The following is a 16,998-nucleotide window of genomic DNA, read 5'->3' as shown; positions in this document are numbered from 1 at the left end:
AGGTCAATGGCTATCTTTCAGCCCGACCGGTACCGCCCGGGCGCGCAGGACAGCGTCGGGCTTCAAATAGGTCTTGGCCAGGCGCTGAATATCGTCCTTGGTGACAGCCATGTAGCTCTTGTACTGGTGGACGCGGTACTCCCACAGGACACTGTTGCCATACAAGCCGCCCATGGTCTGCTGCCAGTCCTCATTGTTCTTGTTCTCGTCGCTGAGATACTGGATCAAAGGATTGCGCGCCCGGTCCAGTTCGTCCTGGGTGATGCCAGTGGCCGCCAGATCCGCCGCGATGCGCAACACCGTATCGTAGAAGACCTGGTCCTTGTCCGGCGCGATGGTTCCGCTGGCTTCGAGATAGCCAAAGCCCTTCATCGATTCCGAGGCCTTCAACCCGACACCGCCGTCATAGGCCATGCCCTGCTTGGCGCGCAGCTCTTCATCGAGACGGGCGTTGAACACCTCGCTGAGAATGGTCAGGCCGCGCGTGTCAGCGATATTGCTGAAGGCGTCGGTCGCCGGGAAGACGACCGCCGACACGGCCTGGTCCGGCCGACCTTCGTGATAGAAGACCTGCGGCATGCGGTCTTTCGGCAGGGCGATATGGTCGCCGCCCGGCGCCGGCGTGAAACTGTCGGGCACCTTGGGCAGGTTGCCGAAGGTCTTTTCGACCTGAAGCAGGGCAGCATCCTCACGGATATTGCCGCTGATCGTCACCTCGACCGGGACATTGTTCATGGTGCGGCGATAGATGGCGATGATGTCTTCAGGCTTGGCGGCATCCATCTGCGCCCGTGTCGGGAAGACATAGCGCGGATCGTTGTTCGACATCCACGCCGCCAGGCCGAAACCGATGGCCAGGTCCGGTGACCCACGCAGTTGTTGATAGATATAGTCGAGCCCGCCCTTCATGCTTTCGAACGATTCCGGACGGAAGCCGGGATCGACCGTATAGGCCATCAAGAGCTGCATCTGGGCCGCGAAGCTGTCGCGCGTCGTGTAGCCGGTCAGGACCGCGGCATCTTCGTCCAGATCGTAGTTCAGGCTGACGGTCCGCGTCGACAAAGCCTTGTCGATACGAGCGGTGGACAGCTTGCCCAGGCCGCCATCACGGATATCGTAGATCTTCAACTGCTGCAGCGAGATATTTTCCGACGGGGAAAACAGCTGATAGCCGCCGCCGAAGCGGACCTTGACAATGATCTGGTTCTTGACCAGCGGATTGGACTTGATGTTGACCTTCACGCCATTGGCGAAGGTGTAGCGGCTATAGTCGAGGACATTGACCTTGACCGCGCTGACCGGCTTCACGGTCGGGCCGAAATCGGTATAGGGCCAGATGACGGAACTGGTCTGGGCCGAGGGACCGTCGCTCGAGTCGGTCTGGGCTTCGTCCCACGCCGCCTGCAGGGCCGCCGCGTCGAAAGCGGCCGCGTCCTCGCCCTGGCGGCTGATAAGAGGCCCCTTGCCGGCAAAGATGACCTTGATCTGCTCGGCGACACCTGCCGCGGTGATGCCGGGCCGGATCTTCAGCCAGTCGGCCTTATACTGATCGCCGGTCTCGAAGACATTGTCCTGGTTGAGACTGTCGAGAATGTCATTGGCAATGTCATCGCTGAACCGCGTCTTGTAGGTCTGGACCAGATTGTCCATCTGGGCGTCGGTTGTGGCGACATAGTCGGTGACGTCTGCCTCAGTCACGCCCTGGGCCTTGAAACGATTGAGGATGCGCAGGGCCTGGACAAACGCCTCCTTCTGACGGGCGGGCTTGGGCACCACCCACAGACTGGTGACGTTGCCGCCGAGGCGCGAATTGTCATAGCTGACGGCAGCGCTGAGAAAGGCGGCCGTCGGGTCTTCCGAGGCCCTCGCATATTGTTCGTTGAGGACAGTGACCGCGATATTTTTGAGGAAGCCGATGGTGCGCGTGCGATAGCGGTCGGGCACGTCGATATAGGGCCGGAACCAGGCGGCGCCCAGGCCTTCGGCCAGGTTCTTTTCGGTATAGACCACGGTTTGGGGACCGGTAACCGTGGTCGTGCCGTAGTCGATCATATGGACCGGACCGCTTCGCGCCGGCGCCCAGTTGCCGAAGGTGTCGCGAATGCGTTCTTCCATGCGGTCGACGTCGTAATCGGCGACCACGATCAGGATGGCCAGCTCGGGCCGGTACCAGTCGTGATAATAGTCGAGCAGGGCTTCGCGCGGCGCGTTGCGGATCGAGTCGAGCGTGCCGATCGGATCGCGCCGGGCATAGAGCCCGTCGTGATAGGCGGCCTCAGTAAAGGCCTGGTCGGCGCGGCTCGATGCCGAGGCGCGCATGCGTTCCTCGCCCAGGATGACGCCGCGTTCGTGAGCGATGGCGTCGGGATCGAAGGTCAGGTTGCCGGCGATTTCACGCAGGATGAACAGCGCGCTTTCGATCGGCTCGACCTCGTTGCTGGGCAGGTCGAGGACGTACTTGGTCGTCTCATAGTCGGTAAAGGCGTTGACGTCGGAACCGAAGCTGAAGCCTTCGCGCTTCAGGGTCTTGGTCAGTTCGCCGTCGCTTTGGTGGGTCGAGCCCCTGAAAGCCATGTGTTCGACGAAGTGGGCCAGGCCGCGCTGGTCATCGCGCTCCTGCAATGAGCCGGCGGCGATCTCGAAGCGCATCGAGGCGCTGCGCGCCTTAGCCTTGTTGCGATAGATGACATAGCGCATGCCGTTGGGCAGGCGGCCGTAACGCGCATTGGCGTCGGGCTTGAGCTCGGCCAGGGTATGCGGCCAGTCGGGTCCGGCCACGGCCTCGGCCAAGGTACTGGCGGCATGGACGGGTGCGGTAAAAAAGGCCGCGATCAGACTGAACGCGGTTACGATCCGCCACATGCGCCACTGCGCCATACACGTCCTCAAAATTCCCGGACGCGACCCGCGCATCCGCTAAATAATACTTTAGTCAGCTTGAGCTGACTTCTTCGGCAACGCAGCCATCGCCCTCGAAGCTGACCGACTTGACCGTCTGGTCTACGCCGACGACGAAGCGTGTCTCGCAGTGGGTCTCGCTGGTCGACGGCGGGACATATTGCGAGCTGTAGGTCGTCACCGACCGGGTCTTGGTTTTGCCCTTTTTGTCGGTATATTGCTGCGTATAGGAGCCCGTCGGGACCTGCATGTAGGAATTGCCGGAATGATAGACCTGGGTGCGGTGATAGACCCACATTTCGCTGCCGTCGCTGAGCGGCGCGATATTGTCGGGAACACCCCATTCGACCTTCAACTGGTCAGTCGTATAGCCGACCTTCAGGTTCATACGCTGCTGGTAACCTTCGGTCGTCGCACAGGCGGCAAGTATCCCCACCACGCCAAGTACGGCGGCTATTTTCACGATTTTCATGGTCATTGTCCGGCATCCCTCCCTGGAATAGCGCACCGTAACAAAAAGACTTTCAGCGGTACAGTGGGTTAATGGCCCGGCGAGGGCGGCGCGACAGAAGTTTTTGCGGTGATGTAACCTTGTCGTGCGAGGTGGCGTAATCCTCAATGCCACTTCGGCAAAACCCTTCTGAGGAACGCCCCCATGATCACCCTGAAAACCGGTACCGCCATTGCTTCCGCCGCCGCCCTGCTGGCCATGTCGACCTTTGCCAGTGCAGCCACCGCCCCGGCCGGTTCGACCGGTTCCGCCATCTCGGCAAACGACACAGTCCATTGTTACGGTGTCAACAGCTGCAAGGGCACGTCCGACTGCAAGACCACGACCCACGCCTGCAAGGGCCACAATTCGTGCAAGGGCGACGGCTTCAAGGCCATCAGCGCGCAACAATGCCTGGCCGACGGCGGTACGATCGGCGACCTGTAACCAACCCCAGCGGCCCGGCGTTCCAACCCGCCGGGCCGTTCTCTTCCCGTTTCTCGCAGGTCACCCATGTCGACAAATCCCTCTTTTTCCGGCTTCGGCCTGGGCCTGCGGCCGGTGCATTATGCGGATTTCCTGGCCGCGCCCCAGCCTGTCGATTTTCTCGAAATCATTTCCGAAAACTTCATGATCGACGGCGGCCGCCCCCTGTCGGTGCTGGATAAACTTCGCCAGCGCTATCCCGTCGCCATGTATGGCGTGTCGATGTCGCTGGGCGCCGCGGACGGGCTCAATCCCGGTTATCTCAAACGCCTGAGCGCCCTGGCCGACCGTCTGGAGCCCCTGTGGATTTCGGACCACCTGTGCTGGACCGGCACGGGCGGTGTCAACAGCCACGATCTTCTGCCCCTGCCCCTGACCGAGGAAGCCCTGCGTCGGGTCTGCGACAATATCGACCAGGCCCAGACAGCGCTGGGCCGGACGTTGCTGGTCGAGAATCCATCGTCCTACGTCACCTTCGCTGAGGACAGCTACAGCGAATGGGCCTTCCTGGCGGAGCTGTCGAAGCGCAGCGGCTGCGACCTGTTACTCGACATCAACAACATCTTTGTCAGCGCGCACAATCACGGTTTCAGCGCCCGCGACTATATCGCCGGCATACCCGCGGATCGCGTGCGGCAGATACACCTGGCCGGACACACAATCGGCGATCCCCTGCTGATCGACACCCACGACCAGCCCGTGCCTGAGGGCGTATGGGAGCTGTTCGAAGCCCTGTATCCGCGCCTCGGCCCAGTCGCGGTGATGATCGAACGTGACGACAAGATTCCGCCCTTGCCCGATCTGCTGGATGAGGTCGGCCGCGCCCGGCGGACTGCCGCCAATGCGGTTATGGAGATGGCGTCATGAGTCTGGCCGACCTGCAGACCCGGTTCATGGGGCGAATCCTCGATGACGACACGGCCAGCCTAACGCGCGGCGAGGCTGTCTATCATTTCGCCTATCGCAATCGCCTGGCCGAAACCTTAGGTGAAAATTTCGAGCGAGTCTGGGCGTGGCTGGGCGATGAGGCTTTTCGCGCCGCGACCACCGCCCATATGCGCCACCGGCCGCCGTCGTCCTGGACGCTCGACGACTTCGGCGAAGGATTCGACGAGACGCTGAGCGCGCTTTATCCGCAAGATCCGGAGATAGGCGAACTGGCCTGGCTCGACTGGGCGCTGCGGCGGGCCTTTTCCGGGCCGGATGCGCCGCAATTGGATGCGGTCCACCTGGCCCAGGCCGACTGGTCGACGACACGGCTGGTCCTGGCGCCGACCTTTCGGCTGAGACCGCTACGCACCAATGTGGTCGCGCTATGGCAGGCCCTGGCGCATGGTGAAGCCCCGCCGGTAGTGCAGATACTCACTGGCGAGGCCGGGCTGGCCGTATGGCGCAATGGGCTGGAGCCGGTATTCCGGACGCTGGACCATGACGAATATGCGGCCGTGCAGGATATCAGCAAGGGCGCGGCTTTCGCTGCCATATGCGAAGACCTGGCAGCGCGCTATCCGGACCTGGACACGACAGAAGCCGCGTCGCAGTGGCTGAGGCAATGGATCACGTCCGGAATGGTGTGCGGGGTGTCCTGATAGTCTTTTTATCGCGGTGTTACATAAATCCAATATCATTTCAGCGGATGAGGATTATGGTGGCGGGCATCAAATCGGAGCGATCGCCATGAAGTCCGTCGTCGCACTTACCGCCATTCTTTTCGCCGCTTCCGTGAGCGCGTGCGCTGCACAATCCGGCTTCTCCGTCGCGACTGACGATGCCGTCGATGGGCGGTTCCAGCAGACCCAATATTTTGACAATTACGGCTGTACCGGCGGCAATATATCGCCGCACATCACCTGGACCGGAGCTCCGGCCGGAACACAGAGCTTCGCCCTGACCATATTCGACCCCGACGCGCCGACCGGCCACGGCTGGTGGCACTGGCTGGTTATCGATATTCCGGCCAGCAGCCAGGGCCTTGAACGCGGGGTCAGCGGGACCAACGGACTGCAAACCTTTGGAATCGTTGAAACCAATAACGATTTCGGCCGCGGCATGTATGGCGGCCCCTGCCCGCCTCCGGGCCAGGACCATCACTATGTCATCACCGTCTACGCCATGAAGGCGCCGCAACTCGATCTGGCGCCGACAACGCCGCCGGCCGAGGTCGAGGCCCGTCTGAAGGCCGAATCCCTGGCCACGGCCCAGACCGTCGTCATGGCCAAACGTTGAAATTTGCGCATCCACGGATATCGGCCAAGCCTCTGATTTCTATCACGCACTTGCGATAAAGAAACGTTCGCAATCGGACTCAAATCGGCTATAAACCGGCCATGTCCGAGTTTAAACCCGCCTCCCCGCCGCTGGAAGACCTTGCCGTGCCGCAAGCGGATCCGGCCCGGCTTTGGGAGGCGGAGGCGCGCGAGGACGATGATCCGCGCAACGAACGCACCTTCTTCCGGGGCAGGCTGCTGCGGACCATCCGCCTGTTTATTCGCGACAACGGCCCACTGGCCGCCATGTTCGCCGTCGTCTTCGTCAACCTGGTCGGCTTCGGCATCGTCGTGCCGTTGATGACCTTTTTCGCCGACAGCCTGAATGCCGATCCGTGGGAAGTGACCTTGATGTTCACCACCTACAGCCTGGGCCAATGTATCGCCGAGCCGGTCTTCGGGCGATTGTCGGACCGTATCGGGCGCAAGCCGATCCTGCTGGTTACCACGGCGCTCAGTGTCCTGTTTTATGTCGCCCTGGCCTTCTCGCCCAATATCTGGGTCGCCATAGCCATTCGTTTCTTCAGCGGGGTCAGCTCCGGCAATATCTCGACCATTCAGAGCTATGTCTCGGACGTCTCGCGGCCTGAGCAGCGGGCGACCCGAATGAGCCTGATTGGGGCGGCATTTTCCCTCGGTTTCGTCATTGGTCCGTTTATCGGCAGCGCGTTTACGGTGACGGGGAGCGCTACACCATTCCGCCTGCCGCTGTTTGCCGCCGCCGCCCTGTCGGGTATCGCCGCCTTTGGGGTGCTGTTCTATGTCCGCGAAACGCGTCAACGCAGTCAGAGCCATTCGGGACCTCAGCCCAAACTGCTGGCCACCATGCGCGAGGCCGTAAAAAGCCCTGTCATCGTGCGCGTTATCCTGGCGACCCTGTGCTATATGGGCGCCTTTGCCGGCCTGGAATCGACCTTCGCTATGTGGGCCAACGACCGGTACAACTGGGGACCGCATCAGGTCGGCGCAATCTTCCTGTTTATCGGCCTGACAGCGGCGATCATGCAGATGGTGCTGATGCGACCGCTGGTCCGCCGCTATGGCGAAAGCAAGGTCCTGGCCGGCGGCCTGTTCCTGTTCGGTCTCAGCTTCGTGTTGCAGGGGCTCAACCATTCGGGCTGGCTGATCACGCCATTGGTCATGCTGGGGACCCTGGGCCAGGCCGTTATCTTCTCATCGATCTGCGCCATCATCTCGCTGTCGACTTCGCCTGACCGCCAGGGGGCCATGCTGGGGCTTAACATGGCGACGGGCGCCATCGCGCGCATCACCGGCCCGATGTTCGCCGGCTTCTTCTTCAGCACGCTCGGCCACGACGCCCCACTCTATATGGGCGCCGCCCTGACCATTCCGGCCGCCCTGCTGGCCCTGCAGGTCGGCCGCCTGCGCAAACCAACGGTGACCTGACGTGGATAGTTTTCAGAGCCGCTGGCAGCATTTTCATCCCGACTCATGGCCGTTGGCGCACGTGCTGAAGGACAGCCAGGGCTGGAACCTGACGCGTTTCCATCTGTTGCCGCAGGGCCGGGCGGCGGCGCGCGACCATCTCGAACTGCGCAGCCTGCTCGACAGGTATAATGCGCTGGGTGATGTTGCGCTGGGCCAGGAACAGGCCTGCTGGCTGATCATCCTGAAGTCGCCGAATGAGGACGCCCGCCACAGCGCCCGTCGCCGCCGCGTCCAGGCGCGTTACAACATGAGGCCCGGCTGGTCGTTCTACAGCGACAGCGACCGGCTGAGCTACGAGGTCCAGGCCGCGCAGGTGACGTGGCGCGCCGGGCATTTCAACCGGCTGCTGCTGCATATCTATCAGCGTCGCCTGTGGGACATCATGTGGATGAACGCTGCGACTGGCGCCATCTTCGCGCCCTACGAAGCCGGGGTCGAGGTATCAAAACCGACGCCCCAGGGCCTGATGGGTGTCATTTCGGCGCACTATGGCTGGTTGCCGCAGGACGGCCAGGGCTTTGTCAATTTCAACCCGGCCCAGATGCAGGGCACATCGTTCCGCGTGACCAAGCCGTGCAGCGAAGCGATTTCGCGGGCGATCACCAAGCCGGACACGTAGACCAGGAAACACAAGCAATCTTATACATCCCTGAAAATTCGAAGAATTTTTGGGGAGGGGGACCGCACGAGCGCCAACGCAAACGGTAAGTCCAGTATGAATGGCGCGAGATGTGGTGGTGGGGTTTCTTGCTTGCTTAACGTCGTACAAACGGCATCAAAGTAAGCAAGAAACCCCACCACCACCCGTCGGCCAGCGCTTCACTTCGTTTCGCTTGACCTTGGGCGGTCCCCCTCCCCAAATTTCTTCGAAATTCAGGGATGTATAAGAAGGCGTTGCGACAGATAGCGCCCAGTCAGGGTATCCGCCTTGGCCAGATCCGCCGGCACGCCCTCGAACTGCACAGCTCCGCCCGCCTGCCCTGCCCCCGGCCCGAGGTCGATCACCCAGTCGGCGCGTGATATGACATCGAGATTGTGCTCGATGACGATGACCGTTGAACCCGCATCGACCAGCCGGTCGAACAGGCCAATCAGGGTATCGACATCGTTCATGTGCAGGCCGGTCGTCGGTTCGTCCAGCACGTAGATATTGCCCTTCTTGCCCAGTTCGGCGGCCAGTTTCAGACGCTGGCGTTCGCCGCCCGACAGGGTCGACAGCGGCTGGCCCAGGGTCAGATAACCCAGCCCGACATCGTCCAGCCCCTGCAGGATCTTGGCGACCGCCGGCTCCGTAAAGAATCCGGCGGCGTCGGACACGCTCATCTCGTAGACATCGCTGATCGACTTGCCGCGCAGCCTGTGTTCCAGCACCTCGGCGGTGAAGCGCCGGCCTTCGCAGGTCTCGCAGACCGTCACCATGGGATCGAGATGCGCCAGGTCGGTATAGATGACACCCAGGCCGTTACAATCGGGACAGGCGCCCTTGGAATTGGCCGAAAACAACGCTGCGTCAACGCCATTGGCCTTGGCAAAGGCCTTGCGGACATTGTCGAGGATACCGGTATAGGTGGCGGTGTTGGAGCGCCTGGACCCGCGCGCCAGGTTCTGGTCGATGATGATGGTGTCGGGATAGACCGATGGCAGACAGCCCTGGATCAGGCTCGACTTGCCTGAGCCGGCGACACCCGACACGGCGGTCAGCACACCGCGCGGGATGGTGACCGACACGTCCTTGAGATTGTTGAGCCGGGCATGGGCGATCTTCAGCTCGCCGTCGGGCTTGCGCACCTTGTCCTTGATCGGTTGGTGCCGGTTCATATGGTTGCCGGTCAGGGTGCCTGAGGTCAAAAGGCCGGCATAATCGCCTTCATAGACAATCTCGCCGCCCTTGCTGCCGGCGAAGGGTCCCATGTCGACCACATGGTCGGCGATGGCGATCATGTCGGGCTTGTGCTCGACGATCAGCACCGTATTGCCCTTGTCGCGAAGTTGCTGCATCAGCCCGGCCAGCCGGCCGACATCATGCGGGTGCAGGCCGACCGACGGCTCATCGAAAACGTAGGTGATGTCGGTTAGCGACGAGCCGAGATGACGGACCATCTTGACGCGCTGGCTTTCACCGCCTGACAAGGACGAGCTTTCGCGATCGAGACTAAGATAGCCAAGGCCGATGGTGACCAGATTGTCGAGACGGGCGGCCAGGGCGGCCAGCATGGGCCCGACCTGCGGTGCGTCGATCCCGCGGACCAGGGCGGCGAGATCGCTGACCTGCATGGCCGACAACTCAGCGATGTTATGGCCGTGGATCTTGCTTGCCAGGGCCGCGGCGTTGAGCCGGGCGCCGTGACAGGCCGGACAAACGGCGCGGGTGAAGATACGGTCATATTCGAGCCGCATATGCGGCTGCAGGCTTTCCGGGTCCTTGCTGCCCAGGCCTTTCTTCAGCTTGGCGACAACGCCCTCATAGGTCAGGTTGATCTTGCCGACCTTGACCTTGCGCCCGTCATCGAGGTTGAACAAAAGCTCGCGTTCCTCGGGCGTATAGTCTCGGATGGGCTTGTCGACATCGAACATGCCGGATTGATGGTAGGTCGCCGACCACCAGCTATCAACCTCGAAGCCCCTGGGCAAAAGCGCGCCCTGTTTCAGCGACTTGCTCTCGTCGACCACGGCGCTCATGTCCATGGCGGCGATCTGGCCGATGCCTTCGCAATCACCGCACATGCCGCGTGGATCGTTGTAGGAATAGAGTCCGGGCGATCCCAGCCGCGGCTCGGCCAGGCGTGAATAGAGAACACGCAGCATCTGCGCCGTGTCGGTGACGGTCGCCACGGTCGAACGGGAATTGCCGCCCAGCCGCTGCTGGTCGACAATGATGGCGGCGGAGATGTTTTCGAGCAGGTCGGCGTCCGGCTGGCCGTAATGCGGCATGAACTGCTGGACAAAGGCAGGATAGGTCTCGTTGATCAGGCGCTGGCTTTCCGCCGCGATGGTGCCGAAGACCAGGGACGACTTGCCCGAACCAGAGATGCCGGTGAAGACGGTAATCCGGCGCTTGGGGATGTCGAGCGAGACGTTTTTGAGATTGTTCTCGCGCGCGCCGCGGATGGTGATCGAACCGTAGTCGGGCTGGGTCAAGGGATGGTCCTTTTCGTTAATGCGGCTTGAGCCGACTATAAAATGCTTTACTGATCGCGCTATTCCAAAAAAGGGCAGTATCAAAGGATATCGACATGTCCGACGCAGCCGGCCAACTCACCTTTCAGCAGACCTACATTGCCGCGTCGCTGGCAGAATATTCTCCCGGCGAAAACCTTGTTATCGGCCCCAATTCAGCCGAGTTGCAACTGGCGCTTCTGGCGGCCGGTACGGCAGGCCAATCGTTCCGCGAGATCGTCCGGGCGCTAGGGGTACAGGCTGAAACTGTGGAAGCCTTTATTGAATCAAACTATCTGGCCGAGCTTTTGCACCGCAGGGAGTGCCTTAACCGCAACGGCAACAAGGAAGGGACCTGGGTGCGCAGTCGTTCCTGCTTCGTCACCAACGGCCGGATCATGTCGTCATTCGAGCAAAATCTTGACCGCTTTGACGCCGCCTTTATCACCGCCTCATGCGCTGACGGAATGACGGAGAAGGTCAATGCTTGGGCTGCCCGGGCAACGGCGACGCCTTCTACGCCCAAAGGCCTGATAAATCCTCTGCTCAATCGTCCACTCGATCCTTTGGCGGTTTTTGTCGCCCTGACAGCGGACGCCTTTGAACTGACGTTTACGTCTCCGTTCGATCCTGAAGACACGCACGAAGCCTCCTTTTCAAGTGGTGACGGCAAACGGCAACCATGTGACCTTATGTTCAAAGCCTTTTCGTGGTGCGACGGGGCCGTCTATTTCGAGACGATTGATGGGACATGCGGGGCCGTCCTGCCCTATGGCCAAGACGGGGATTTCAGCCTTCGACTTACCAAGATATCGACGAAGGTTGCCCGCGGGGGCAAGCCCATGACCCAGTGGTTCGGAACTCACAAATCCTCGGCAATCAAGACAAAAGCGTCGGAGTTCGAATTGAGAGTTCCCCGTGCGGATATCGCCGGCGATAGAGATACGGCGCCGACACGCGGCCGTCTTGGTATTTACGCCATGTATGGCATTGAAGCGGACCTTACTGGCATGCTGAGCGAGGCCATACCCGGCAATCCTTATATCGGTGAATCGCGTGAAGTATCATCGCTAAAAATGAACGAAATCAAGACAGAAGGCGCAGTTGTGCAGATGGATGTCGCCGTTGCCATGGCGATGTGTCCGCCAATTCCTCAGCTTGTGCTGGACAGCACCTATCTTGTTGAAGTCGTGACCGGTAATGGCCTGCCGTTGGCTGGGCAGCATGAAGATATTCTCATGTTCGCCGTGGTCAACAAACCGGGACGCCTGCCGCCCCCTGCAGCCGACTCATAAGGAAAGCCGTCACGCTTCCTTCTTGACCGCTTTTACCCGCGCCGACGCCTTCTTCGGCTTGCTCTGGTTATAGACGATGGCGGCGCGGACCAAGTCCTGCAGGGCGCGTTCGTCGAGCTGTTCGCCTTCGGAAATGTCGATCGCCCGCCACACCTTGCCGCTAAAGCCATTGTTGAACAGCTTTTCGGGATCGGCCAGGCTGGCGCCGTGGGAAAAGGTCAGCTTCACCTTGTCCTTATGAGGGTTGCCCACAACGATATTGCCGTCGCGCGACCACACCGGACTGCCCATCCATTTCCATTCCTCGACAATGGCTGGGTCAGCCGCCAGGATGGTCTGGCGCACCCAGGCCAGGGTCTTGCCGCGCCAGTCCTCGAGCCCGTTGATCAACTGATCGATCTGTTCCGTCGCCGTCACGTCGCGCTCCCGATCTACCAGCGCGCCAGCTGGGTGAGTTGAACAAGGTTGCCGCAGGTGTCGTCCAATTGGGCGATGGTCGAGCCGGTAACCTCGGTTGGCGTCATCTTGAAGGCGGCGCCCGCCGCGCTGATGCGATCATAGTCGCCCTTGATGTCGTCGGTAAAGAACATGATGGCCGGCTGGCCCTGCTGATACAGCGCTTCCTGATAGGCCTTGCCCGCCGGGTTGTCGTTAAGCGCCAGTTGCAACTCCGTACCGTCCGGCTCCTCGGCAGAGGCGACTGTCAGCCAACGATAGGGACCATTGCTGAAATCGGCCTTTTTCACCAGACCCAGCACGTCGGTATAGAAGCGCAACGCCTTTTCGTGGTCGTCGACATAGAGTGTAGTCAGCTTGATCTTCATGGGAAGTCTCCGTGAGTTATGAGGGAATGAGTGGGATCAGTCGGCTTTCGCCAGAACGGTTTCCAGCTTGGCAAAAAAGCCCTGCCAGCCGTGGCGAGCGCCGTGAAAGGCCTGGTTCTGGTCGGGCCGGAAACCGGATTGCTCCATCCGCAGTCGGGTGCCCGCCGAGGTCGGGGTGAGCGTCCAGGTGACGACACTCTCCAGGCCATAGGCGTCCCAGCTATAGGCCAGGGTGGTGTGCGGCGTGACCTCGATGACCTGGCAGTCGATCACCACATTGACGTCCGGCCGGGGCTGGTTGCGCAGGTTGAAGCGATGTCCCGTCACGGGCACGAAATCGTTCCTCATCAGCCATTCTTCGATCAGGTGTGGCTGGGTCAGGGCGCGCCAGATCTTTTCCGCCGGAAACGGCACCTCGCGTTCGATGACGACCGAGCGCAGTTCAGTCGATACGTTCATTGGTCCATCCTTTTAAGCAGGTCTTCGAGATCGTCGAACCGCGTCTGCCAGAAGCCGGCCATTTGGCTGGTCCAGTCGACCAGCGGGGCCAGGGCCTCCAATTGCGCGCTGTAATGCGTCTGGCGGCCTGCCTGCCGACCGCGCACCAGCCCGGCCTGTTTCAGAACGCCGAGATGTTTTGAGACAACCGGTTGCGACACGCCAGCCTGGTCCGTCAGGGCGCCAACCGTTGTCTCGCCTTCGCGGCACAACCGCTCGAAGATGGCCCGTCGTGTCGGATCGGCCAGCGTCCTGAAAAGTATATCGTGAGCGTCCGGCATGTCGAACTCATACCCCAATGGCTATGAATTGACGTATAGCTGTACAGCTATATGTTGGCAATAGGAAATGCAGGGAGGCCACCAATTTTTTGAATCCCCGCATGCCTCGGCGGCTGTGAATCCAACCTGCCGGATTCAACATCTCCTGAAGAGCATGGTCAAAACACAGGCTTGAAATGGCTTAGCACCCTCCTCCCTGTGCGGAGCATGGGGAGGTGGCGGCGCAGCCGCCGGAGGGGTATTTCATCGACCTGTCAATTGTTCAGGCACCGCGACATGCCCAACTGAGATGATCATTATATAGAAACCTCAGTAAGGCTCACCTTTAGGAATACCCCTCCGTCGGCTTCGCCGCCACCTCCCCATTGCTGCGCAACAGGGAGGAGGGAGATAACCTTGCCGCCGCTATTACTATTCCGGCGTGCCGATCATCGCCCGCCAGCGCGCCATCAACGGTTCATAGCTCTGCGGCACGGTGGCGTAACTCAGCGCGTCGTCGGCGATCGCGACGAACGGCTGTTTCGAGCGCGTCCAGATATGGCCCGCCGGCGTCAGCCACGAAACGTCGTCGAAAGTGCCGCCCTTCATGTTGAAGGTCTCGGCGCCGGGTTTGCGGCCGTGAAACAGTCGCGAGCCGCACTTCGGGCAGAACTCGCACCATTTGATGGCGCAGCTGTCGGCGGTAGCATGGAACAGCGCCACCTCGCCTTCGATCTCGACGTCAGCGCTGCGCACCTTCACCGACTCTCCAAAGGCCGAGGATGACTGCTTCTGGCAGTCGGTACAATGGCAGAGATAAAAGACGACCGGCGCGGCCTTCAACCGGAAGCGCACGGCGCCGCACTGGCAACCGCCGGTCAACGGAAATGGCGGAAGGGTGACATACTCCATGGAAGTTTCTCCGATCGAATTTCCCAAGACGTTAACCGCGTTTCTTTACCCGGTGCAGGGCGATTTCGTCTATAATTCCGGCGGGGAATTAGGGGGATGTTATGCGGCTTTTCATACTGGGACTTTTCATCTCTGTCATGGCTGCGACCGTCGCGCCGGCGCAGGCGCAGATCGTGATCGGACACGGAACACTCTGTACCGCCGCCAATGCCCAGTTCAACACCTTCGAAGTGGAAGATGACAAGCGGCTGGACGGCAAGCCGTATCGTTTCGATCGTCATAGCCCGCTTTTACGTGGCGAGACCCAGATCACAGCATGCGAAGTTGACGGTCACTTCATCCGCATCAATGTCGCGGCCTTCATGCCGGGTCGCGGTCCGTGCGGCGCCATACCCTTCGGATTTGTCAGCGTGTGGCTGGACGGCGTCAAGGTCGTCGACAGGCGTGAATGGAACGAACACGAGCAGTGCCTCGCTGTCCTGGCGAGTTATGCCGACAGCGATACGGTCCGTGTCAGCCGCATCATCGTCAACGATCGTCTGCACCTGACAGTGTGCCAGAAGGACTCAAAGGTGCCAGACAAGGCAGAGGCGTGCGAACTCAGCGATCTGTCAGGGGGGCGGCCGGATCCGGAGTCGTTATATTATGGGCCGGTGAAACGCACGCCGCATGTCTGGCGACTCGTGACCGGCCCTCAGGATCCATGTGCAGTTGTCACGCGGCAGTTGAATGGTCCGGCGCCGGACGGCGGTGTCTTGCGAGCCGTACTGGCCGGATCGAAGGACCTGCAGGGGCTGGGTATCGACCCGGTGCGCAGCTACAGTCTGGATGTTGATAATGACGGCCGGGTGGACACGGTCGACCTGTCCGTCATGGGCGGCGGAGACTGGGACTGGCGTGGCCCGGATTTGCAGACCTTCAGCCTGCGCAAGGCGTGGCCGGAGGACGAAGAGTTGCTGACCGCCATGCATCCTGACAGTTTCCGCTTTGTGCGTATAGGTGGCCGCATCTATGCCTGGCACATCAATGACGAACGCCGGGGCTTTGGCCATGTCTCTGATGGTGAGGTCGGCGCCAACCTGTTCGGTGATATGGATGGGGTGACGACGCGACATCTTATCGAGTTGCACAACGACGGGACCGCGACAACGGTCTGCGCCTGGACGCCACTGCCACACCCGGAAGAGTTTCTATAGCTTCAGCCGGATGCGCAGGCGGCTAAGGAGCCCCGCCAGGACGACGCACAGGATCGCAAACAGCAGAGACTTGATCAGGCCCGGAAGACCCGTGAGGAACGGCTCGGGCGGGATCAGGCCGAAGCCATAGATGATGACGTAAAGGAAATACGGCATCAGGTAACAGAGCAGGGTGTCCGTGCCGGCGGGTTTAATCAGGTCGAACCAGCGCCCCTTGCCCGCCACGTCGCACAACCAGTAGACGGCGACGAAGACGACCAGGGTGATGGCGCTGCAGGCGAACAGCCAGGCGGGAGTCGCCCCCAGCTTCGAGATGCCCCAATACGGCCGCGTCACCAGGGTCAGCACGACCAGGCCGGCCGCAATGGCGGCGAAGACCAGGGTCATGCGGAGGTTGTCGCCCTTTTCGCGGTAGATCTGGAACAGGCGGGCGATGACCAAACCGCCGAGCGTAAGGCCGGTCAGGGTGCCGCCGATGATCGGCTCAGGGATAATGTGCAGGGGTTCGGGCACCAGGCCAGCCGCCCAGACTATGCTGAGAACAGCAAACAACAACCAGGCGCCGACAAGAACGACGAGCCGGCCGTGCGCCAGGACGGCGATGATGCCGGCGGTGAGGTAGGCCCAGCCGATCAGGCCGAGAATCCCCCACCACTGCGGGCCGAAACGTTCGAGGTGGCCGTCTTCGCCGCCGCGATAGATGACCGCCAGGCCCAGCAGAACCGCCAAGCCGGCCGCCTGGATGCCATAGCGCAGCCAGGCCGGCATGGCGCGTGGCCAGGCATTCCATACCAGAATAAAGGCCAGGCAAGCCACCACATCCCATTGGCCATGGACGAAGGGCGTGGCGTCGCGGTTAAGCGTTTCACCATTGACCAGAAAGACGCCCATGATCAGCAGGGCCAGGGCGCGCAGGCAGACATGAACGATCAGGCGCGGGTCGCTGTCGCCCTTTGCCCGGCGCGCATCGATGGCGAAGGGCAGAGACAGGCCGACGATAAACAGGAAGGCCGGAAAGACTGTGTCCGCCAGGCCCATGCCATCGACGCCGGACTCGACGTGTTCGAGCCAGGCAGGAACATCCTTCAGCGACCACAGGTCGTTGACGAAGATCATCAACACCATGGTCAGGGCGCGCACTATATCAATGGCGCCGACGCGGGTGGCGAGATCGCTGGGGCGGGATTCGAGGCTGCTCATGAGCCAAGGCGTAACCGATAATTGCCGAACCGTCGAATCTTCAGACTCTTCTTGCCAGACTTGGCCT

Annotated in this window: 17 protein-coding genes; 8 read left to right on the top strand and 9 right to left on the bottom strand. The window is 61.2% G+C overall.

Annotated features, from left to right (window positions below; genetic code table 11):
* Window positions 1–3: 3 nt before the first annotated feature.
* Together AC1DXO_RS06855 and AC1DXO_RS06850 are read right to left on the bottom strand one after the other, a co-directional pair.
* Entirely contained in the window at window positions 4–2,877 is a 2,874-nt protein-coding gene (locus AC1DXO_RS06855) for a M16 family metallopeptidase (RefSeq protein WP_476977371.1), read from the bottom strand.
* A 55-nt stretch (window positions 2,878–2,932) separates the two neighbouring features.
* A complete protein-coding gene (locus AC1DXO_RS06850) occupies window positions 2,933–3,370 on the bottom strand; it encodes a hypothetical protein (RefSeq protein ID WP_476977370.1) in 438 nt (145 codons plus the stop codon).
* Between the two features lie 183 nt (window positions 3,371–3,553).
* On the opposite strand from AC1DXO_RS06850, the gene bufA2 reads away from it, so the two are divergent.
* The 6 genes from bufA2 (at window position 3,554) to AC1DXO_RS06820 (ending at window position 8,209) form a co-directional block, all read left to right on the top strand.
* A complete protein-coding gene (gene bufA2, locus AC1DXO_RS06845; RefSeq protein WP_476977369.1) occupies window positions 3,554–3,835 on the top strand; it encodes a BufA2 family periplasmic bufferin-type metallophore in 282 nt (93 codons plus the stop codon).
* Between the two features lie 66 nt (window positions 3,836–3,901).
* On the top strand, window positions 3,902–4,741 hold the full coding sequence (bufB, locus tag AC1DXO_RS06840) for an MNIO family bufferin maturase (protein WP_476977368.1): 840 nt from the start codon (window positions 3,902–3,904) through the stop codon (window positions 4,739–4,741).
* Entirely contained in the window at window positions 4,738–5,463 is a 726-nt protein-coding gene (locus AC1DXO_RS06835) for an HvfC/BufC family peptide modification chaperone (RefSeq protein WP_476977367.1), read from the top strand. Before bufB ends, AC1DXO_RS06835 begins: the two co-directional genes overlap by 4 nt.
* Window positions 5,464–5,551: 88 nt before the next feature.
* Window positions 5,552–6,100 carry a YbhB/YbcL family Raf kinase inhibitor-like protein gene (locus AC1DXO_RS06830; RefSeq protein WP_476977366.1) on the top strand — a complete coding sequence of 183 codons (549 nt, stop codon included), beginning with the start codon at window positions 5,552–5,554 and terminating at the stop codon, window positions 6,098–6,100.
* 101 nt (window positions 6,101–6,201) lie between these two features.
* Entirely contained in the window at window positions 6,202–7,548 is a 1,347-nt protein-coding gene (locus tag AC1DXO_RS06825) for an MFS transporter (RefSeq protein ID WP_476977365.1), read from the top strand.
* A 1-nt stretch (window position 7,549) separates the two neighbouring features.
* On the top strand, window positions 7,550–8,209 hold the full coding sequence (locus AC1DXO_RS06820; protein ID WP_476977364.1) for a DUF3885 domain-containing protein: 660 nt from the start codon (window positions 7,550–7,552) through the stop codon (window positions 8,207–8,209).
* A 254-nt stretch (window positions 8,210–8,463) separates the two neighbouring features.
* Here AC1DXO_RS06820 and AC1DXO_RS06815 read toward each other — a convergent pair whose 3' ends face one another.
* Window positions 8,464–10,728, bottom strand: a complete 2,265-nt coding sequence (locus tag AC1DXO_RS06815; protein ID WP_476977363.1) for an ATP-binding cassette domain-containing protein — start codon at window positions 10,726–10,728, stop codon at window positions 8,464–8,466.
* A gap of 95 nt (window positions 10,729–10,823) precedes the next feature.
* On the opposite strand from AC1DXO_RS06815, the gene AC1DXO_RS06810 reads away from it, so the two are divergent.
* On the top strand, window positions 10,824–12,041 hold the full coding sequence (locus tag AC1DXO_RS06810; RefSeq protein ID WP_476977362.1) for a serpin family protein: 1,218 nt from the start codon (window positions 10,824–10,826) through the stop codon (window positions 12,039–12,041).
* 9 nt (window positions 12,042–12,050) lie between these two features.
* On the opposite strand, the gene AC1DXO_RS06805 is transcribed toward AC1DXO_RS06810, so the two are convergent.
* The 5 genes from AC1DXO_RS06805 to AC1DXO_RS06785 all read right to left on the bottom strand — a co-directional run bounded on the left by AC1DXO_RS06805 (window position 12,051) and on the right by AC1DXO_RS06785 (window position 14,535).
* Window positions 12,051–12,458 (bottom strand): DUF1801 domain-containing protein, encoded by a 408-nt coding sequence (locus AC1DXO_RS06805; RefSeq protein ID WP_476977361.1) that lies wholly within the window; start codon window positions 12,456–12,458, stop codon window positions 12,051–12,053.
* Between the two features lie 14 nt (window positions 12,459–12,472).
* Window positions 12,473–12,865: a VOC family protein gene (locus AC1DXO_RS06800; RefSeq protein ID WP_476977360.1), complete on the bottom strand. Its 393-nt coding sequence runs from the start codon at window positions 12,863–12,865 to the stop codon at window positions 12,473–12,475.
* A gap of 36 nt (window positions 12,866–12,901) precedes the next feature.
* The gene (locus AC1DXO_RS06795; RefSeq protein WP_476977359.1) at window positions 12,902–13,324 is read right to left on the bottom strand and encodes an SRPBCC family protein; all 423 of its coding nucleotides are present in this window, start codon (window positions 13,322–13,324) and stop codon (window positions 12,902–12,904) included.
* Window positions 13,321–13,644, bottom strand: coding sequence for an ArsR/SmtB family transcription factor (locus tag AC1DXO_RS06790; RefSeq protein ID WP_476977358.1), 324 nt, complete (start codon window positions 13,642–13,644; stop codon window positions 13,321–13,323). Before AC1DXO_RS06790 ends, AC1DXO_RS06795 begins: the two co-directional genes overlap by 4 nt.
* 411 nt (window positions 13,645–14,055) lie before the next feature.
* A complete protein-coding gene (locus AC1DXO_RS06785) occupies window positions 14,056–14,535 on the bottom strand; it encodes a GFA family protein (protein WP_476977357.1) in 480 nt (159 codons plus the stop codon).
* 101 nt (window positions 14,536–14,636) lie between these two features.
* On the opposite strand from AC1DXO_RS06785, the gene AC1DXO_RS06780 reads away from it, so the two are divergent.
* The gene (locus AC1DXO_RS06780; RefSeq protein WP_476977356.1) at window positions 14,637–15,731 is read left to right on the top strand and encodes a hypothetical protein; all 1,095 of its coding nucleotides are present in this window, start codon (window positions 14,637–14,639) and stop codon (window positions 15,729–15,731) included.
* Here the strand turns inward: AC1DXO_RS06780 and AC1DXO_RS06775 are convergent.
* Window positions 15,726–16,931, bottom strand: a complete 1,206-nt coding sequence (locus tag AC1DXO_RS06775; RefSeq protein WP_476977355.1) for a DUF5009 domain-containing protein — start codon at window positions 16,929–16,931, stop codon at window positions 15,726–15,728. The two genes, AC1DXO_RS06780 and AC1DXO_RS06775, sit on opposite strands and share 6 nt — an antisense overlap.
* Window positions 16,932–16,998 lie beyond the last annotated feature (67 nt).

Source organism: Asticcacaulis sp. P2_C5, assembly GCF_056404555.1.
The sequence above is the reverse complement of the archived record's forward strand: the minus strand, read 5'-3'. Positions and strand labels throughout refer to the sequence as shown.